The following is a 16662-nucleotide window of genomic DNA, read 5'->3' as shown; positions in this document are numbered from 1 at the left end:
CACCCGTCGTGCGATCTACGCAAGGAACTGCACCATGTCACATCGCCACACCACATCGTCGCGCAGGCTGTCTCCCATGCAGGTTCGTCGTGCGGCCACCAGCGCTGCCGCGGCGTGCGCGCTGATACTCGGTGCCAGCAGCGCACTGGCCCAGGACGAGGCCCCCTTCATCACCCTCGCATCGACCACATCCACCCAGAACTCTGGACTGTTTGACGCCATTATTCCGACCTTCACCGACAGCACCGGCATCGACGTGCACGTGGTCGCGGTGGGCACCGGCCAGGCCTTCGAAATCGCCCGTCGCGGTGACGCTGATAGCCTGCTGGTACACGACACTGCCGGTGAGGAAGCCTTCGTGGCGGACGGCTACGCCAGTCAGCGCGATGACGTCATGTACAACGACTTTGTACTGATCGGACCGTCCGACGATCCGGCCGGTATCCGCGACGCCGACAGTGCAGCCACTGCCTTCAGCTTGATCGCAGAGAGTGGAGCCCCTTTCACCTCTCGCGGCGACGACAGCGGCACCAATCGGGCTGAATTGCGCCTGTGGGATGCCGCTGGCGTTGAGCCTGGCGGTGACTGGTATCGCGAGCTGGGGAGCGGCATGGGCGCGACACTCAACACTGCCGCGGGTATGGATGCCTACGTCATGTCCGACCGCGCGACCTGGGTCGCCTTTGATAACCGCCAGAACCTTGAGCTGTTGTTTGAAGGCGATGACGTCCTGTTCAACCAGTACGGCAGCCTCAAGCTGTCACGGGAGCGTCACCCGGAGCTGAAGCATGACCTGGCTGACCAGTGGCATGACTGGCTGCTCTCCGAACAAGGCCAGCAGGCGATCGGTGACTTCGAGGTCAAGGGTCAGCAGCTGTTCTTCCCCAACGCTGACGCCCAGTAAGCCTTTCCTGATCGGCGCAGCTCGCCCTGTCGAGATAGCCCTGTCGAGATAGCCCTGTCGAAATAGCGCTGCATGGCTCCGGCGTCTAGGCTGCAATGAGGACCGACGCAGGACGGACGACGCCCCACTTACGGGCTGCTCGTCCGTCCGCTGCACACACAAGGACCCTCAATGCGCGCACGCATCCTCTCTCTCTGCCATTGCCCGATTGCCCGAGAACACCACCAGCACGGCGACAAGGTCGACGCCAGCATCGTCAACCTGACGCCGGTGCTGGGCATGCGCGATCTTGGTTGTCGCCGGGTCACCCTGGCGCCGGGCAGCCACGCCTGGCCCTTTCATTTCCATCACAACAACGACGAGATGTTTGTGGTGCTGAAGGGCAAGGGCAGCGTGCGCCTGGGCGACAAGCGCTATCCGATCGTCGAAGGCGAGTTGATCGCGGCACCTGCCGCAGACCCCGACTGCGCCCATCAGATCATCAACGACTCCGACGAGCCCCTCACCTATCTATGCATCAGCAGCATGAATGCCCCGGACGTGACGGAGTATCCGGACTCCGGCAAGTTCCAGGTCGTCACCGGCTCGGCCCCGGGGGGCGACAAGGCCAGCCGCGGCTTCGAGCACACCGGCCTGCGCAAGGATACCGTGGACTACTGGCAGGACGAGGACTGACGCTGGCTGAGCCGGCTGACCATCAGCCGACCTGGCCGGCTTCGCCAGGGGTCTAGCCCAATTAGCCCAAGGCCAAGAGGCCTTGGCAGAAAACCGAGAGGCCTTAGCCCAAAGCCAAGAGGCCTCTGAGGGCAGCTTGCGCTGTGCGCCGACTCCTACTCTGCCCGTGGCTCCCCCCAGGTCCATCGATTCCCCCCTGCAGACGAAGTCGCCCCCCACTTTGGTCGCAAGCGGTAAAAGCTGCACTTTACGTTAACGTCAACTTTGCCTAGTCTTCTTAGCATTCCGCCAGCCGCTGCCTCGCCGGCCGCTGATCGGCTTTTGCAGCCCTACATCACTGCCGATGGTCGTGGTCTTGACCGCCACCGCAACGACCATTCAAGACGCTTTGGAGCCCGCCATGTTCAGCCCCTATACCCCGCTCGATTTTGGCCTCGATGAAACCCTGGTCATGCTTCGCGATCAGGTGAATGCCTTTGCCCGTGACGAGATCGCCCCTCGCGCCGCCGAGATCGACGAGCGCAACGAATTTCCCGCTGATCTGTGGCAGAAATTCGGTGACATGGGCCTGCTGGGCATCACCGTTCCCGACGAAGATGGCGGCAGCGGCATGGGCTACCTGGCCCACTGCATCGCCATGGAAGAGATCTCCCGCGCCAGCGCATCCGTCGGACTGTCCTACGGCGCCCATTCCAACCTGTGCGTCAATCAGCTGAAGATCAACGCCAACGCCGAGCAGAAGGCCAAGTACCTGCCCAAGCTGATATCCGGCGAGCACGTGGGTGCACTGGCCATGTCCGAGCCGGGAGCCGGTTCCGATGTGGTGTCCATGTCGCTGCGCGCGCGCAAGGAAGGCGATCGCTACATCCTCAACGGCAACAAGATGTGGATCACCAATGGCCCTGACGCCGATGTGCTGGTGGTCTATGCCAAGACCGACCCGGACGCCGGGTCCAAGGGCATCACCGCCTTCATCATCGAGAAAGGATTCGACGGTTTCTCGACCGCCCAGAAGCTCGACAAGCTGGGGATGCGGGGTTCCAACACCTGTGAGCTGGTGTTCGAGGACTGCGCGGTCCCCGCGGAGAACGTGCTGGGCGAAGTCGGCAAGGGCGTGCGCGTGCTGATGAGCGGCCTCGACTACGAGCGCACCGTGCTGGCGGCGGGCCCTATCGGCATCATGCAGGCCGCCATGGATGTGGTCGTGCCCTACATCCACGAACGCAAGCAGTTCAACCAGTCCATCGGCGAATTCCAGCTGGTGCAGGGCAAGATTGCCGACATGTACACCACCCTGAACGCCTGCCGCGCCTACCTGTATGCGGTGGCCGCGGCCTGCGATCGCGGTCAGACATCGCGCAAGGACGCCGCTGGGGTCATTCTCTACTGCGCCGAGAAGGCTACCCAGGTGGCGCTGGATGCCATTCAGCTGCTGGGCGGCAATGGCTACATCAACGAGTACCCGACGGGTCGCCTGCTGCGCGACGCCAAGCTGTACGAGATCGGCGCAGGCACCAGTGAGATCCGGCGCATGCTGATCGGCCGCGAGCTGTTCAACGAGTCCGCCTGAACCCGACGTTGATCCCGGAGCAGAGCGCGTTCAGCGCCTTGTGAATGCTGGCGTACGTCGCCCCTCTTTTGCCTACGGAGCCACCAGATGGCCATGTTGGATACCGCAATCAATCCGCGTTCCGAAGACTTTGTGGCTCGGGATGCGGCCATGCGTGCCGAGGTCGGCAAGCTGAACGAACTGACCGACGCCATTCGTCGCGGCGGCGGTGACAAGGCACGCAGTCGCCACGAATCCCGCGGCAAGCTGTTTGTACGCGACCGCATCGATCACTTGATCGACGAGGGGTCGCCCTTTCTGGAGCTGTCGGCTCTGGCCGCCCACGGCGTGTACGACAGCGATGTGCCGGCGGCAGGCCTGGTCACCGGGATCGGTCGCATCAGCGGCGTCGAGTGTGTGATCGTCGCCAACGATGCCACCGTGAAGGGCGGCACCTATTTCCCGCTGACGGTGAAGAAGCATCTGCGTGCCCAGGAAGTCGCCCGCAAGCATCGCTTGCCCTGCGTGTACCTGGTGGACTCCGGCGGTGCCTTTCTGCCACGCCAGGACGAGGTGTTCCCCGACAGAGACCACTTCGGCCGCATCTTCTATAACCAGGCCACCCTATCGGCCGAGGGTATTCCCCAGATCGCCGTGGTCATGGGCTCCTGCACCGCCGGGGGGGCCTACGTGCCCGCCATGGCGGACGAGTCCATCATCGTGCGCGAACAGGGCACCATCTTTCTTGGCGGTCCGCCCCTGGTCAAGGCTGCCACCGGTGAAACCATCAGCGCCGAGGATCTTGGCGGCGCCGATGTCCACGCCAAGATCAGCGGCGTTGCCGACCACTACGCCGACAATGATGCCCATGCCCTGCAGCTCGCCCGGCGCTGTGTCGCCCGACTGAACTGGCAGAAGCGTGGCCGACTGGCGATGCAGCCCCCGCGTCCTCCCGCCCTCGATCCGGCCGAGCTGTACGGTATCGTCGGCACCGACCTGAAGAAGCCGTTCGACGTACGTGAGGTCATCGCCCGCATTGTCGACGGTTCCGACTTCGACGAGTTCAAGCGCTACTACGGCGATACGCTGGTCACCGGCTTCGCCCATATCCACGGCCACCCCGTTGGCATCGTGGCCAACAACGGCGTGCTGTTCTCGGAAAGCGCGGTCAAGGGCGCCCACTTTATCGAGCTGTGCGCCCAGCGCGGCATTCCCCTGGTGTTCCTGCAGAACATCACCGGCTTTATGGTCGGTTCGAAGTACGAGCATGAAGGCATTGCCAAGCACGGCGCCAAGCTGGTCACTGCGGTGGCCTGTGCCCGCGTGCCCAAGTTCACGGTGCTGATCGGCGGCAGTTTCGGTGCCGGCAACTACGGCATGTGCGGCCGCGCCTTCGAGCCCAACCTGCTGTTCATGTGGCCCAACGCCAGAATCTCGGTGATGGGGGGCGAGCAGGCGGCCGGGGTGCTGTCACAGGTCAAGCGCGAGCAGCTGGAACGCGCCGGGGAGTCCTGGACAGCAGAGCAGGAAGAGGCCTTCAAGCAGCCGACCCGAGAGCAGTACGAGCACCAAGGCCACCCCTACTACGCCAGCGCGCGGCTTTGGGATGACGGCGTCATCGACCCTGCCCAGACCCGTGACGTGCTTGGGCTGTCACTGGCCGCCGCGATGAATGCCGAGATCGAAGAGACGCGCTTCGGCGTCTTCCGCATGTAACCGAGGATGCAGACATGTCTCAGACATCGACACTAGACATTGATGCCAGGGGGGTGGCCTGGCTGACGCTGACGCGTCCGGAGGTCCATAACGCCTTCGATGATGCCTTGATCGGCGAGCTCAATCGCCACCTGGACCGAGTTCGCGCCGCCGCAGAGCGCGGCGAGGTCCGGGTCATGGTGCTCGGCTCGGAGGGCAAGAGCTTCTCCGCCGGCGCCGACCTCAACTGGATGAAGCGCATGGTCGACTACAGCGTCGACGACAACCTGGCCGATTCCCGCGAGCTGTCGCGCCTGATGCACGGACTGGACACCCTGCCCTGCGTCACTTTGTGCCGGGTACAAGGTGCCGCCTTTGGCGGAGCCGTGGGCCTCGCCGCCTGCTGCGATATCGTGCTGGCGTCCCAGCGCGCCAAGTTCTGCCTGTCCGAGGTCAAGATTGGCCTGTCGCCAGCTGTCATCAGCCCTTACGTGCTGCGCGCCATCGGCAGCCGCCAGATGCGCCGCTATGCGCTCAGCGCAGAGGTGATGGACGCCACGACAGCGCAGGCACTGGATCTGGTGCACACGGTCGTTGAACCCGAGTCCCTGGACCATGCTGTAGAGAGCATGCTCGAGACCCTGCTGGCCACCTCTCCCCAGGCCAGTCGAGCGACCAAGGCCTTGCTCGCTGAGGTCGCTCGAGCGCCGGACGAACAGGCCACACGGGAGCGCACCTGCCTGGTCATCAGCCGCCTGCGCGTCAGCGACGAAGGCCAGGAAGGGCTTTCCAGCTTCCTCGACAAGCGCCGCCCTGCCTGGGCGGGCACCACCAACCATAGCGGGAGCGCCTCATGAGCTCGACCCCCACTGCTGACCAGCTGCGCTTCGACACCCTGCTGGTGGCCAATCGCGGTGAGATCGCCTGCCGCGTGATGCGTACCGCACGCGCCATGGGCCTGAAGACCATCGCCGTCTATTCAGATGCGGACGCCGACGCCCGCCACGTGCGCGAGGCCGACGAAGCCATCCATATCGGCCCGGCGGCCGCCCGGGAAAGCTACCTGGATATCGCCAAGGTGATCGACGCTGCTCGCCGCAGCGGCGCCGACGCCATTCATCCGGGCTATGGTTTCCTGTCGGAGAACGAGGCCTTTGTGCGGGCCTGCGAGGACGCCGGCATTGTCTTCGTCGGTCCTCCCGCGGCCAGCATCAAGGCGATGGGCGACAAGTCCGCCGCCAAGGCACGCATGATGGATGCCGGGGTGCCGTTGGTGCCGGGCTACCACGGCGATGACCAGGACGACGCTCTGCTCAAGCGCGAGGCGGACGCCATCGGCTACCCCGTGCTGCTCAAGGCCAGCGCCGGCGGCGGCGGCAAGGGTATGCGCGTGGTCGAGAGCGGCAGCGAGTTTCAGGCGGCGCTGGAAGGCTGCCGCCGGGAATCCAGAGCCGCTTTCAATGACGATCGCATGCTGATCGAGAAGTACCTGACCCAACCCCGCCACGTTGAGGTCCAGGTGTTCTGCGACCGCTACGGCAATGGGGTGTACCTGTTCGAACGGGACTGCAGTGTCCAGCGCCGTCACCAGAAGGTACTGGAGGAAGCGCCCGCTCCCGGCATGACGGCAGCACTACGACGTGCCATGGGCGATGCCGCGGTTCGCGCCGCCCAGGAGATCGGTTACGTCGGCGCGGGCACCGTGGAATTCCTGCTCGACGCTACGCCCGGCGCTTCGCAACAGCAGGACGGCGCCTTCTATTTCATGGAAATGAACACGCGGCTGCAGGTCGAGCACCCGGTGACCGAGATGATCACTGGCCAGGATCTGGTGGAATGGCAGCTGCGGGTGGCGATGAATGAACCGCTGCCATTGCGCCAGGACCAGCTGTCCATCGATGGCCATAGCTTTGAGGCGCGCCTGTACGCCGAGGATGCCGACCAGGACTTTCTGCCTGCCACCGGCGTGCTCGATCGCTTCGCGCTGGACCTGGTCGGGGCCGACCTGAGCTCCGCTCAGGTGCGCCTGGATAGCGGGGTGGCCACTGGCGACACGGTATCGATGCACTATGATCCGATGCTGGCCAAGCTGATCACCCACGGCCCGGATCGTGCCTCTGCCCTGGCCAGCCTCAATCGCGCGCTGGCCGCCCTGGACGTGCAGGGGGTGATCACCAATCGAGGCTTTCTGCAGCGGCTGACGAACCACCCGGACTTTCAGGCCGCGCATCTCGACACCCGCTTTATCGAGCGCCATGAGGAAAGCCTGTTTGCCAGCCGCGGGCTGGACCAGCAGAGCCTGGCCAGCGCGGCCCTGGTGGCACTGCACCAATTGTCCCGGGAGTCGGAAAGTGACTCTCCCTGGGATCGCCACGATGGCTTTCGCGTCAATGGCCCCCGTCAAATCCGCATCGCGCTGTGCGATCCACGGGAGGCCGCTGAGGCCGAGCCATCCAGCCTGTGCGTGGTGGAGGGACGTCACGCCGCCAGCGATCAGGCATGGCAGCTCAGCATCCGGGGTCCCGGGGAATCTCGTGCCGAGGTATCTGCCAGCCTGACTGAGCTGCCCGGCGACGCGGTGGCGATCACTCTGGACGGTCATCGCCGCCGGCTGCAGGCTCGCCTGCTGGGGCAAGGCCAGCAGCGTAATACCATTGTGCTGTCCAGCCCTGAGGGTGAAGTGCGCCTCTGCTGGCGTCGCATTGATGCCATCGATCATGGCCAGCACGAGGTGGAATCGACGCTCACCGCGCCGATGCATGGCACCGTCGTGGCACTGCTGGTGGCGCCTGGCGCCGCGGTCAGCAAGGGCGACGCGCTGATGGTCATGGAAGCCATGAAGATGGAGCACACGCTGACCGCGCCTGCCGACGGTTCGGTCGAGGCCTTTCGCTACGCCGCTGGCGACACCGTCGGCCAGGGCGATGTGCTGCTCGACTTCACTGCCCAGTCCGCCGACAGCGTTCATGACAAGGAGGCTCTCTGATGGCCTTTCCCGACAGTGTGCGGATTGTCGAGGTGGGCCCGCGGGACGGCCTGCAAAACGAGCCGGACCCGATCACCACGGCGACCAAGCTCGAACTGATCGAGCGTCTGGCCAAGGCCGGACACTGCCATATCGAGGCGGCCAGCTTCGTCTCCCCCAAGTGGGTGCCGCAAATGGCCGATCATCGCGAGGTCATGCGGGCCCTGATGCAAGAGGGAGCAGCACAGCCCGGACGGCGCTATTCGGCGTTGACGCCAAACCTCAAGGGGCTGGAGGCCGCCATCGAATGTGGCGTGCAGGAAGTCGCGGTGTTCGGCGCGGCCTCTGAATCGTTCTCGCAGAAGAACATCAACTGCTCCATCGCCGAATCACTCGAGCGCTTTGCCCCGGTGGTCGAACGTGCCAAGGCCGAGGGCATACAGGTACGGGGGTATGTGTCCTGTGTCCTGGGCTGTCCCTATGAGGGTGACATCGCGCCTGGGCAGGTGGCCAAGGTGGCACAAGCGCTGGATGACATGGGCTGCTACGAGGTATCACTGGGCGATACCATCGGCACCGGAACGCCGCTGAAAGCCCGACGCATGCTCGAAGCCGTCGCCCGGGATGTGCCGGTCACCCGACTTGCGGCCCATTTCCATGATACCTATGGCCAAGCCCTGGCCAATCTGGTGGCGGTGCTCGAAGACGGTGTCCAGGTCATCGACAGCTCGGTGGCCGGCCTTGGGGGCTGTCCCTACGCCAAGGGCGCCAGCGGCAACGTCGCCACCGAAGACGTGGTGTATCTGCTGGAAGGACTCGGCATCGACTGCGGGGTCGATCTCGCTCGCATTGCCGCCGTCGGTGACTGGATCACCCGCACCATCGGCCGCCCGAATCGCTCCAAGGCGGGGGTGGCAATGGTCGCCAAGGGCTAACGAACACCTGAGCGATCGGCGGCGCCGTCAGGGGCCGCTGGTCGCTGATGCCCGCTTCCCTGATCTTGCCCTCGGCGCCCTGCCCTGGACGCCCTGCTCGCGGTGTTTTGCTCGCTATGCGGCGCCGCGGACATGCTACTATCCAAGGTACGCGAAGCCACTATCCAAGGTACGCGAAGCCTTTATCCAAGGTACGCGAAAAAGAGGCATTGCCATGAGTAGCGAAGGGCAGCTCGTACTGGAACAGATTCAACAGCAGCTAACGACCTCCATCGAGGCTGCGGAAACGGTCGGCTGGGATGACGTCGAGGTGACGCCATCGGGTACCATCGTGGTCCGCAAGTACGCCAGCAAGGACGCCGCTGAACTGGAGCGGCAGCGGCTTGATCACGATATTCTCTAGCGCCAGTCGCTGACCATGATCGGCCTGCTGATCTTTCCCGTATTGGTCTGCGGCTACATCTACATCACCGAAAGTCCCAGAGAGCAGATTCGCATCAGCCTCTATCATGGCTGGCTGTTGTACATCCGGGCTGCCAAGTTCGGTATTCTGATCGTTGCCTTCGTTGCGGCACTTTTTGGCTATCTGCTCCCTGCCATTGGCACATGCATCGGGCGCTGGACAGGCATTACCCCTCTGCCTGACACCCACCTGTTTCTGTACCTGGCAAACCTGATGGGGTCGGGCCTGTACCCGGGTCGTCAGCTCGATCCGTCCACCCTGGCATCGTTGCAGTTGGCGTCCCTGTCCTTCTGCTCCATCGTGCTGACCTGGATGACCGCTTTCACTTGCCAACGGGTCAACTGGCTAGGTGCCCAGAGGCTTCGTCGGGCCAGAAAGCGACAAGTGGAGCTGCTGCTCGAAGATAAGGCCCCCATCGAACACCAGCTCATCACCATCAAGACACAGGCCAAGATTGACTTCGCCCACAATGCCGCGATCTACCGTGCCAGACGAGACGTCTTGTCCCATCTACGCTGCGGAAAGATCAAGCGACATGACCCGGAGGACAGGGCGGCACTGGCCGCGATACTGAAACGGCTAACGTATCGACAGGTCACCTACGCTCTGATTAGTCTCGAGAACGATAAAGTCTACATCGGGCTACCTACCCTGCTACCGGAGCCAGATGAAGAAAGCGTGATTTCCCGAGGCATTGGTGTGATTCCGGTACGCTCGGGATATCGAGACAAAAGGCGTCGTATCGTCATTACCGGCGGACACGACTTTGATCTGGCTGCCCCGCTACCGACCAATACCCTGTCGCTGACACGAGACAAGATCATCTCTATTTCGGGCTTTACCTTTCCCAGTCGTCCCTACCCTCGACTGCTTCCCCCCAGCGATATCAGCGACACGCCAGTCACGAGCTCCCGCCGCACCATTCGCTGATCCAGTGTCGCGACGACCTGGTTTCACCTACCCCAGGCAAGCGTTTACACCGCGCCTTGTGATTCGCCTTGCAGCCGCCTAGCGTGTGGATCAAAGGTCTCTGTTTTCACCACAATTTTCACAACAATTTTCACAACAAGGAAGTCACCATGTCCCCGGTTCTCGCCTTCAGCTTGATAGCGGCGCTCGGTATCGGTGCGCAGTGGCTGGCGTGGCGCTGGAAAGTGCCCGCCATTGTCCTGCTGCTGCTCAGCGGTGTGCTCATCGGCCCGGTCAGCGGGGTGCTCGACCCCCACGCCGTCTTCGGCGACCTGCTGGAACCCCTGGTCGCCGTTGCCGTGGCCATGATTCTGTTCGAGGGTGGTCTAACCCTCAACCTGACCCGCCTGAGAGGGGCAGAGCTCGCCGTCAAGCGTCTGGTGTTTCTCGGCGGACCGCTGGTCTGGGGCCTGGCCACGCTGTCGGGACACTACATCGGCGGTCTGTCCTGGGCCTCGGCATCGGTGCTGGGCGGCATCCTGATCGTGACCGGCCCCACGGTCATCATTCCGCTGCTGCGCCAGGCCAGCCTCAAGCGGCGTCCCGGTGAGATCCTGCGCTGGGAGGCGATTCTCAACGATCCGGTCGGCGCTCTGGCAGCGGTGCTGGCCTTCGAAATCACCATCGTGATGTATTCATCCCACGACCTGTCGGTGACCCTGGGCCATATGCTACTGGGCATTGTCGTCGCCACCGCGGTCGGACTGGCCACGGCCTGGGGCTTGATACGCGCGATCAAGGCCGGACAGATTCCCGAATTCCTGAAAGTCCCGGTCATGATCTTTCTGGTCATGGCGACCTACACGCTACCCAATGCCCTGCTCCATGAAAGCGGGCTGCTGGCGGTCACGGTGATGGGGGTAGTGATCGGCAATTCGTCGCTGTCGTCCCTGGACGAGATTCGACGCTTCAAGGAGAACATCACCGTCCTGCTGGTGTCGGGCGTGTTTATCCTGCTGGCTGCCCAGGTGGATCTTGGAACCCTGGCCACCCTGAGCATGCGCGAGTATGTGTTCGTCGCCGTCGTGCTGCTGCTGGTCAGGCCAGTGGCGGTATTCCTGGCCTTGATCCGGGTCGACCTGCCCTTCTCGGAAAAGCTGATCGTGGGTTGGATCGGCCCGAGAGGCGTGGTGGCGGTAGCCATCGCCGGGTTGTTTGGAGCCCGCCTCAGCGATGTTGGCGTCGAGGACGCCGCCCTGCTCTCGCCATTGGCGTTTGCCATTGTCGCCGTGACCGTCCTGCTGCATGGCTTTTCGCTGCAGCCCTTGGCACGCCGGCTCAAGTTGCAGTCCACCGATACCAAGGGGCTGCTGATCGTCGGCGCCAATCCCTTTACCGCGGCCCTGGCCGAGGCAATTCAGGCCCAGGGAAGACCGGTGCTGATCGCGGACCGCAACTACAATCACCTGCGCCAGGTCAGAGGACGCGATATCCCGACCTACTACGGCGAAGTGCTCACCGAGGAAGCCGAGCTGACGCTGGAGCTCAATCGCTTCGACAGTATGGTTGCGCTGACCGACAACGATGACTACAACGCGCTGCTGTGCATGCACTACGCTCCGGAGTTCGGACATCACCGGGTCTATCGCTTTGCTCCCGGCGGAGGCGTCGGCGGCGACCAGCTCGAGCAGACGCTGGGAGGGCGTTTCTTCGCCAAGGAGCTCGACTATGAAGAGGCCAATTCACGGATTCGCCAAGGCTGGTGCGTGCGCCTGACACGCCTTAGCGACAGCTACTCATTCGACGACTATCGCCGAGACAACCCGGATGCTCGGGTGATCTCCGCCTATGCCGAAGACGGCGACGTCAGGGTCATGCACAAGGACGAGAGCTTCGATGCGGACACCGGCGAAACCTTGCTCGCCCTGGTGCCCGACGACACCCCTGAAGACAAGGCCCAGCGCCAGCGCACCAGGCAACAGCGCGCCTCGGCTCAGCCGTCAGCCGACACTACGGACGAGAGCAACGTCGGCAATGACGGCGAGGCTCCAGACTCCGACTCAGGGTCCTGATGGCCCCGCCAGGTGCCATCACACCCTGGCGCCAGCGGCCGGGACGGCTCATCATGGACAGCGCCGCCGCGGAACTTAACGTTCCTCGAGCACACCAAGCTAAAGCGGCCAGCGATGGCCGCCACCCTCTGCGACAGGACTTTCGACAAGGAGAAACGTCATGAAGGTTTGCTGGATTCCCGCTGCTGCCCTCGCCCTGCTGATAACCGGCTGCGCTGGCACTGGACAGCAAGGAAATGAGCCCCCGGCAGATGAGGCAGCTTCACCCTCCGCCGATTACATCTGCCAGGATGGCAGCCAGTTCACGATTGTCTTCGACAGTCCCGATTCGGCGGAAGTCCGGATGCGCGGCGATCGCTATCCTCTTGAGCGTCAGCCTGTCGCTTCGGGCATGAGCTACGCCTCGGAAAATGGCCAGCATGTGTTCCGCGGCAAGGGTAATGAAGCCACCTGGACAATTGGCAGGCGCATGCCGGTCAACTGCGAAGTCAGCGGTTAAGCCCCTTCACTCGCCTATCGCTGGGCTTACTCCAACTGCTTGGCTTGCTCCAATGGCTTGGCTTGCTAGAACCGCTTGGCTTGCCAGAACTGTCGATCTTGCCGGGGCAGGTGACGCTCCCCGGCCTGACCCTCAGCGCAGGATCATCACTACACAAGCTGCGGTCAGAGCGCCCATCAGCCCGTTGAACACTCGCCAGGCTCGGTCGGTCGTCAGCAGGCGACCGATGGCGGTGCCAAACCCTGCCCACAGGGCAATGCACGGGAGCCCCACCAGTTCCGCTACGCCCGCGAGCAACAGGGCGTTGACCCAGGGGTTGCCACCGTCAGGCAGAAACCCGGCCATCAACGCAATGCCCATGACCCACGCCTTGGGGTTGGCAAACTGGAATGCCGCCGCCTGCACGAAGGTCAACGGGCGGGCATCGCCGACCCGCAGATCCGGCGGTGGGGCCGTTGCGATCTTCCAGGCCAGGTACAACAGGTACAGGCTGCCAATCAGCTTGAGCCCGCCCTGCACCACCGGATAGCGCTCGAACACCACCCCGAGCCCGAGCGCAATCGAGGCGAACAGCACAAAACAGCCGCCCAGGATACCGAACAGGTGCGGCAGGGTACGCAGGAAGCCGTAGTTGGCGCCGGAGGCGGTCAGCATCACATTATTGGGACCTGGCGTGATGGTCATGGACACCATGAACAGCGCCGCGGGTAGCAGGTAGGCGAGCTGGCTAACGGTCTCTTCCACAATTGTATCCCTACATTTTTTGCATTATGGTGTTAATCACGGCAAATTGCCCCCCCATGAAAGAAAGCATACTCAGGCCACAATTGGCGTCAAAGGGTTTATTGTCACCATGACAGTCTGGATCCCCTCCCTCGAGCTCGACTCCCGATCGGCCCGCTATCGCCAGATCGCCGCGGCCATCGGTGATGCCATCGACCAAGGCCGACTCGCCGCCGGCGATCGACTGCCCCCGCAACGGACCCTGGCCGATGCGCTGGGCGTCACCGTGGGCACCATTACCCGCGCCTACGCCGAGGCGCAGCAGCGGGGCTGGGTGATGTCACGGGTGGGAAGTGGCACCTATGTCCGTGATACGGACTCTCACGAGCCGCCTTTCAGCGTTCACGTCGCGGATGATCAGTCCGACGTGATTGACCTGAGCTTGAGCTTTGCGCCCCCCCATCCATGGCGCGACGAGTGCCTGCGCGACGCCTTGGTGGAGGTCAGCCAGGATCCCGCCGCTATTGCCATGGCGGCTGCCTACCAGCCGGATATCGGCACGACGGCCCACCGCCAGGCCCTCAGCCAATGGTTGGCAGCCCTTGGCTTCCCACTGCACGAGGTGCTGGCGGTCACCCAAGGAGGACAGCACGGCCTTGACCTGTGTCTAAGAGCCTTGACCCGCCCTGGCGACCATGTTGCCGCGGATGCCCTCACCTATCCTGGCTTCAATGCCGCTAGCCGCCATGCTCACCTGCGGCCCATGGCCATTCCGCTGGATGAGCATGGTCTGGACACCGATGCGCTGGAGCAGCGCTGCAGGCGACAGGTGCCCCGACTGATCTACGTCACACCGGATCAGAACAATCCCACCAGCGCGGTGATGTCGAGCGAACGACGTCAGCATCTGGCCGAGCTGGCCGAACGCTACGATTTCTGGGTGGTGGAAGATGCGGTGCAATATGTGCCGGCAGCGCAGCGGGGCCCTTCGCTGGTCAGCCTGGTCCCCCATCGAACGCTACAGATATTCAGCACCTCCAAGATTCTCTCCGGCGGGCTGCGGGTCGGCACTCTGCAGATGCCGGCCACGCTGCGCGAGCGCATCGGCAGCCTGATGCGCGCCCAGAGCTGGATGTGTCCACCGCTGATGGCCGAAGTCGCCTGTCGCTGGATCGACTCACCTCGCTATACCACATTGCTGGCCTGGCAGGAGCAGGAACTGGCCGCTCGCCAGCGCCTGGCTCAGAGCACCTTGGCCGACCTGGAACCGCGCAGTCTGCCCTATGGCGCCAACTTCTGGCTGCCGCTGCCAGAGGGCCGTCGCGCCAGCGAAGTGCAGACGCTGTTGCAACGCGAAGGAGTGCTGGTCGCGACACCTGAGCCCTTCTGCAGCGGCAGCGACCCCGCACCACAGGCCATCCGTCTGTGTGTCGGAGCAGCCACCAGCAGAGCACGGCTGACAACGGCACTGACGACGTTGCGGCGGGTGCTTGACGAGGGCAACACCAGTCCCTGGGCCACCCTGTAGCCAAGTCTTTCGCCAAAGCGGCTGCCGTCCAGTCAGCTGCCGTTGCAGCGTAGATCTGCGGCCATGTCGTGCTGGAGCAGACACCTCCAGCGCGAAGCATGGAGCGTCTAATGTATATACATTAGACTCGAGGTAACGCCCGCTCATCGCGTCACCTCACAGGGAGTTCATCAGCATGCCCACCCTCGTCATTACCCCCGGTCAACTTCGCCTGGAGGACGCACGGCGCCAGCTGGAGAGCCCCCTCGCCATCGCCCTGCCGCCTACCGCCACGGCCGCCATCGATGCCTCGGTCGAGGCGGTCAATGCGGTGATACGCGAAGATCGCACCGCCTATGGCATCAACACCGGTTTCGGCCTGTTGGCCCACACCCGTATCGATCGACACCGCCTGAACGACCTGCAGCGCTCGCTGGTGCTGTCCCATGCCACCGGCGTTGGCGAGCCGCTGGACGACGCTCTGGTGCGGCTGATCATGACCCTCAAGGTCAACAGCCTGGCCAGGGGCTTTTCCGGAATACGTCGGGAGGTGATCGAGGCCTTGATCACCTTGGTCAACGCCCAGGTGACACCGCTAATTCCGGCCAAGGGCTCCGTCGGCGCCTCTGGAGACCTGGCGCCCTTGGCGCATATGAGCCTGGTGCTGCTGGGTGAGGGCCAGGCCCGCCATCGCGGTGAGGTGCTAAGTGGACGGGACGCGCTGGACATTGCTGGCCTATCCCCGCTGACCCTGGCCCCCAAGGAGGGGCTGGCGCTGCTCAACGGCACCCAGGTCTCTACCGCGCTGGCGCTCAAGGGGTTGTTCGAGGCGGAAGACCTGCTGGCAAGTGCGCTGGTCTGCGGTGCGCTGAGCGTCGAGGCCAGCCTGGCGTCACGGGTGCCTTTCGACGCGCGTATTCACGAGCTACGCGGCCAGCAAGGCCAGATCGACGTGGCACGGGTCTTCCGCGAACTGCTTGAGGATCAGAGCGCCGTGGGCAACTCCCACGCCAATTGCGACCGGGTCCAGGACCCCTACTCGCTGCGCTGCCAGCCACAGGTCATGGGGGCGGTACTGGATCAGCTGCGCCACGCCGCCCGCATCCTCGATATCGAAGCCAACGCCGTCAGCGACAACCCTCTGGTGTTTGCCGACAGCGGCGACATTCTGTCGGGCGGCAACTTCCACGCCGAACCTGTCGCCATGGTCGCCGACAACCTGGCCCTGGCACTGGCGGAGATCGGTGCCCTGTCCGAGCGCCGGATTTCACTGATGATGGACACTCATATGTCGCGGCTACCGCCTTTCCTGGTCGACAACGGAGGTATCAACTCCGGCTTCATGATCGCGCAGGTGTCCGCCGCCGCACTGGCCAGCGAGAACAAGGCACTGGCTCATCCTCATTGCGTCGACAGCCTGCCGACCTCTGCCAACCAGGAAGACCATGTCTCGATGGCTCCTGCCGCGGCGCGCCGACTCGGGGACATGGCCGCCAACGTGAGAGGCGTGCTGGCCATCGAGTGGTTGGCCGCCTGCCAAGGGTTGGACATGCGCGACGGACTCACCACGACGCCGCTGCTGGAGCAGGCCAGACACAGCCTGCGCAAGCACGTGGCGCACTACGATCACGACCGGTACTTCGCCCCCGACATCCAGGTTGCCATCGAGTTGCTTGATCGTGGTGCGCTTTCTCAGCTGATATCTGGCGCCATTCTGCCCAGTCGAGCCTGATGGCTCGACACAGCGTGCCACGGCGAGCTAAACC

General features: G+C 63.8%; 14 protein-coding genes. 13 read left to right on the top strand and 1 reads right to left on the bottom strand.

All coding sequences use genetic code 11. The features are described 5' to 3' along the window. Window positions 1-34 precede the first annotated feature (34 nt). From KUV41_RS15725 to KUV41_RS15675, 11 genes are all read left to right on the top strand, one after another. Entirely contained in the window at window positions 35-904 is an 870-nt protein-coding gene (locus tag KUV41_RS15725) for a substrate-binding domain-containing protein (protein ID WP_409995809.1), read from the top strand. Between the two features lie 171 nt (window positions 905-1075). Further along, complete coding sequence (locus KUV41_RS15720; RefSeq protein ID WP_222486703.1) at window positions 1076-1579, top strand: cupin domain-containing protein; 504 nt, start codon at window positions 1076-1078, stop codon at window positions 1577-1579. A gap of 400 nt (window positions 1580-1979) precedes the next feature. Further along, complete coding sequence (locus KUV41_RS15715) at window positions 1980-3149, top strand: isovaleryl-CoA dehydrogenase (RefSeq protein ID WP_222238258.1); 1170 nt, start codon at window positions 1980-1982, stop codon at window positions 3147-3149. Window positions 3150-3236: 87 nt separating this feature from the next. Continuing rightward, window positions 3237-4844: a carboxyl transferase domain-containing protein gene (locus KUV41_RS15710; protein ID WP_206937874.1), complete on the top strand. Its 1608-nt coding sequence runs from the start codon at window positions 3237-3239 to the stop codon at window positions 4842-4844. Between the two features lie 14 nt (window positions 4845-4858). Beyond that, the gene (locus KUV41_RS15705) at window positions 4859-5680 is read left to right on the top strand and encodes an enoyl-CoA hydratase-related protein (RefSeq protein WP_222486702.1); all 822 of its coding nucleotides are present in this window, start codon (window positions 4859-4861) and stop codon (window positions 5678-5680) included. Continuing rightward, a complete protein-coding gene (locus KUV41_RS15700) occupies window positions 5677-7809 on the top strand; it encodes an acetyl/propionyl/methylcrotonyl-CoA carboxylase subunit alpha (protein ID WP_222486701.1) in 2133 nt (710 codons plus the stop codon). Before KUV41_RS15705 ends, KUV41_RS15700 begins: the two co-directional genes overlap by 4 nt. Continuing rightward, window positions 7809-8723 carry a hydroxymethylglutaryl-CoA lyase gene (locus KUV41_RS15695; protein WP_222486700.1) on the top strand — a complete coding sequence of 305 codons (915 nt, stop codon included), beginning with the start codon at window positions 7809-7811 and terminating at the stop codon, window positions 8721-8723. The genes KUV41_RS15700 and KUV41_RS15695 overlap by 1 nt, the downstream gene beginning before the upstream one ends. A 214-nt stretch (window positions 8724-8937) precedes the next feature. Beyond that, window positions 8938-9126, top strand: coding sequence for a hypothetical protein (locus tag KUV41_RS15690; RefSeq protein WP_206937860.1), 189 nt, complete (start codon window positions 8938-8940; stop codon window positions 9124-9126). Between the two features lie 15 nt (window positions 9127-9141). Next, on the top strand, window positions 9142-10116 hold the full coding sequence (locus KUV41_RS15685; RefSeq protein ID WP_222486699.1) for a hypothetical protein: 975 nt from the start codon (window positions 9142-9144) through the stop codon (window positions 10114-10116). A gap of 149 nt (window positions 10117-10265) precedes the next feature. Next, the gene (locus KUV41_RS15680; protein ID WP_222486698.1) at window positions 10266-12167 is read left to right on the top strand and encodes a cation:proton antiporter; all 1902 of its coding nucleotides are present in this window, start codon (window positions 10266-10268) and stop codon (window positions 12165-12167) included. Between the two features lie 160 nt (window positions 12168-12327). Further along, window positions 12328-12666: an MliC family protein gene (locus tag KUV41_RS15675; protein WP_222486697.1), complete on the top strand. Its 339-nt coding sequence runs from the start codon at window positions 12328-12330 to the stop codon at window positions 12664-12666. A 132-nt stretch (window positions 12667-12798) separates the two neighbouring features. On the opposite strand, the gene KUV41_RS15670 is transcribed toward KUV41_RS15675, so the two are convergent. Then, a complete protein-coding gene (locus tag KUV41_RS15670) occupies window positions 12799-13359 on the bottom strand; it encodes a LysE family translocator (RefSeq protein ID WP_222163239.1) in 561 nt (186 codons plus the stop codon). Window positions 13360-13519: 160 nt separating this feature from the next. Between KUV41_RS15670 and KUV41_RS15665 the strand changes: the two genes are divergently transcribed. Together KUV41_RS15665 and hutH are read left to right on the top strand one after the other, a co-directional pair. After that, window positions 13520-14917, top strand: a complete 1398-nt coding sequence (locus KUV41_RS15665; protein WP_222486696.1) for a PLP-dependent aminotransferase family protein — start codon at window positions 13520-13522, stop codon at window positions 14915-14917. A 175-nt stretch (window positions 14918-15092) separates the two neighbouring features. Next, window positions 15093-16628 carry a histidine ammonia-lyase gene (hutH, locus tag KUV41_RS15660; RefSeq protein WP_222486695.1) on the top strand — a complete coding sequence of 512 codons (1536 nt, stop codon included), beginning with the start codon at window positions 15093-15095 and terminating at the stop codon, window positions 16626-16628. Window positions 16629-16662 lie beyond the last annotated feature (34 nt).

It is taken from the genome of Halomonas sp. DP8Y7-1 (assembly GCF_019801685.1).
GTDB lineage: Bacteria > Pseudomonadota > Gammaproteobacteria > Pseudomonadales > Halomonadaceae > Halomonas > Halomonas litopenaei_A.
Note: the sequence above shows the minus strand (reverse complement) of the source record. Positions and strands in the feature narration are given on the sequence as shown.

Excerpts from the sequence above, each read along its gene's own strand:
- KUV41_RS15725 (WP_409995809.1), top strand. The coding sequence starts at position 35 with ATGTCACATCGCCACACCACATCGTCGCGCAGGCTGTCTCCCATGCAG.
- KUV41_RS15720 (WP_222486703.1), top strand. The coding sequence starts at position 1,076 with ATGCGCGCACGCATCCTCTCTCTCTGCCATTGCCCGATTGCCCGAGAA.
- KUV41_RS15715 (WP_222238258.1), top strand. The coding sequence starts at position 1,980 with ATGTTCAGCCCCTATACCCCGCTCGATTTTGGCCTCGATGAAACCCTG.
- KUV41_RS15710 (WP_206937874.1), top strand. The coding sequence starts at position 3,237 with ATGGCCATGTTGGATACCGCAATCAATCCGCGTTCCGAAGACTTTGTG.
- KUV41_RS15705 (WP_222486702.1), top strand. The coding sequence starts at position 4,859 with ATGTCTCAGACATCGACACTAGACATTGATGCCAGGGGGGTGGCCTGG.
- KUV41_RS15700 (WP_222486701.1), top strand. The coding sequence starts at position 5,677 with ATGAGCTCGACCCCCACTGCTGACCAGCTGCGCTTCGACACCCTGCTG.
- KUV41_RS15695 (WP_222486700.1), top strand. The coding sequence starts at position 7,809 with ATGGCCTTTCCCGACAGTGTGCGGATTGTCGAGGTGGGCCCGCGGGAC.
- KUV41_RS15690 (WP_206937860.1), top strand. The coding sequence starts at position 8,938 with ATGAGTAGCGAAGGGCAGCTCGTACTGGAACAGATTCAACAGCAGCTA.
- KUV41_RS15685 (WP_222486699.1), top strand. The coding sequence starts at position 9,142 with ATGATCGGCCTGCTGATCTTTCCCGTATTGGTCTGCGGCTACATCTAC.
- KUV41_RS15680 (WP_222486698.1), top strand. The coding sequence starts at position 10,266 with ATGTCCCCGGTTCTCGCCTTCAGCTTGATAGCGGCGCTCGGTATCGGT.
- KUV41_RS15675 (WP_222486697.1), top strand. The coding sequence starts at position 12,328 with ATGAAGGTTTGCTGGATTCCCGCTGCTGCCCTCGCCCTGCTGATAACC.
- KUV41_RS15670 (WP_222163239.1), bottom strand. The coding sequence starts at position 13,359 with ATGGTGTCCATGACCATCACGCCAGGTCCCAATAATGTGATGCTGACC.
- KUV41_RS15665 (WP_222486696.1), top strand. The coding sequence starts at position 13,520 with ATGACAGTCTGGATCCCCTCCCTCGAGCTCGACTCCCGATCGGCCCGC.
- hutH (WP_222486695.1), top strand. The coding sequence starts at position 15,093 with ATGCCCACCCTCGTCATTACCCCCGGTCAACTTCGCCTGGAGGACGCA.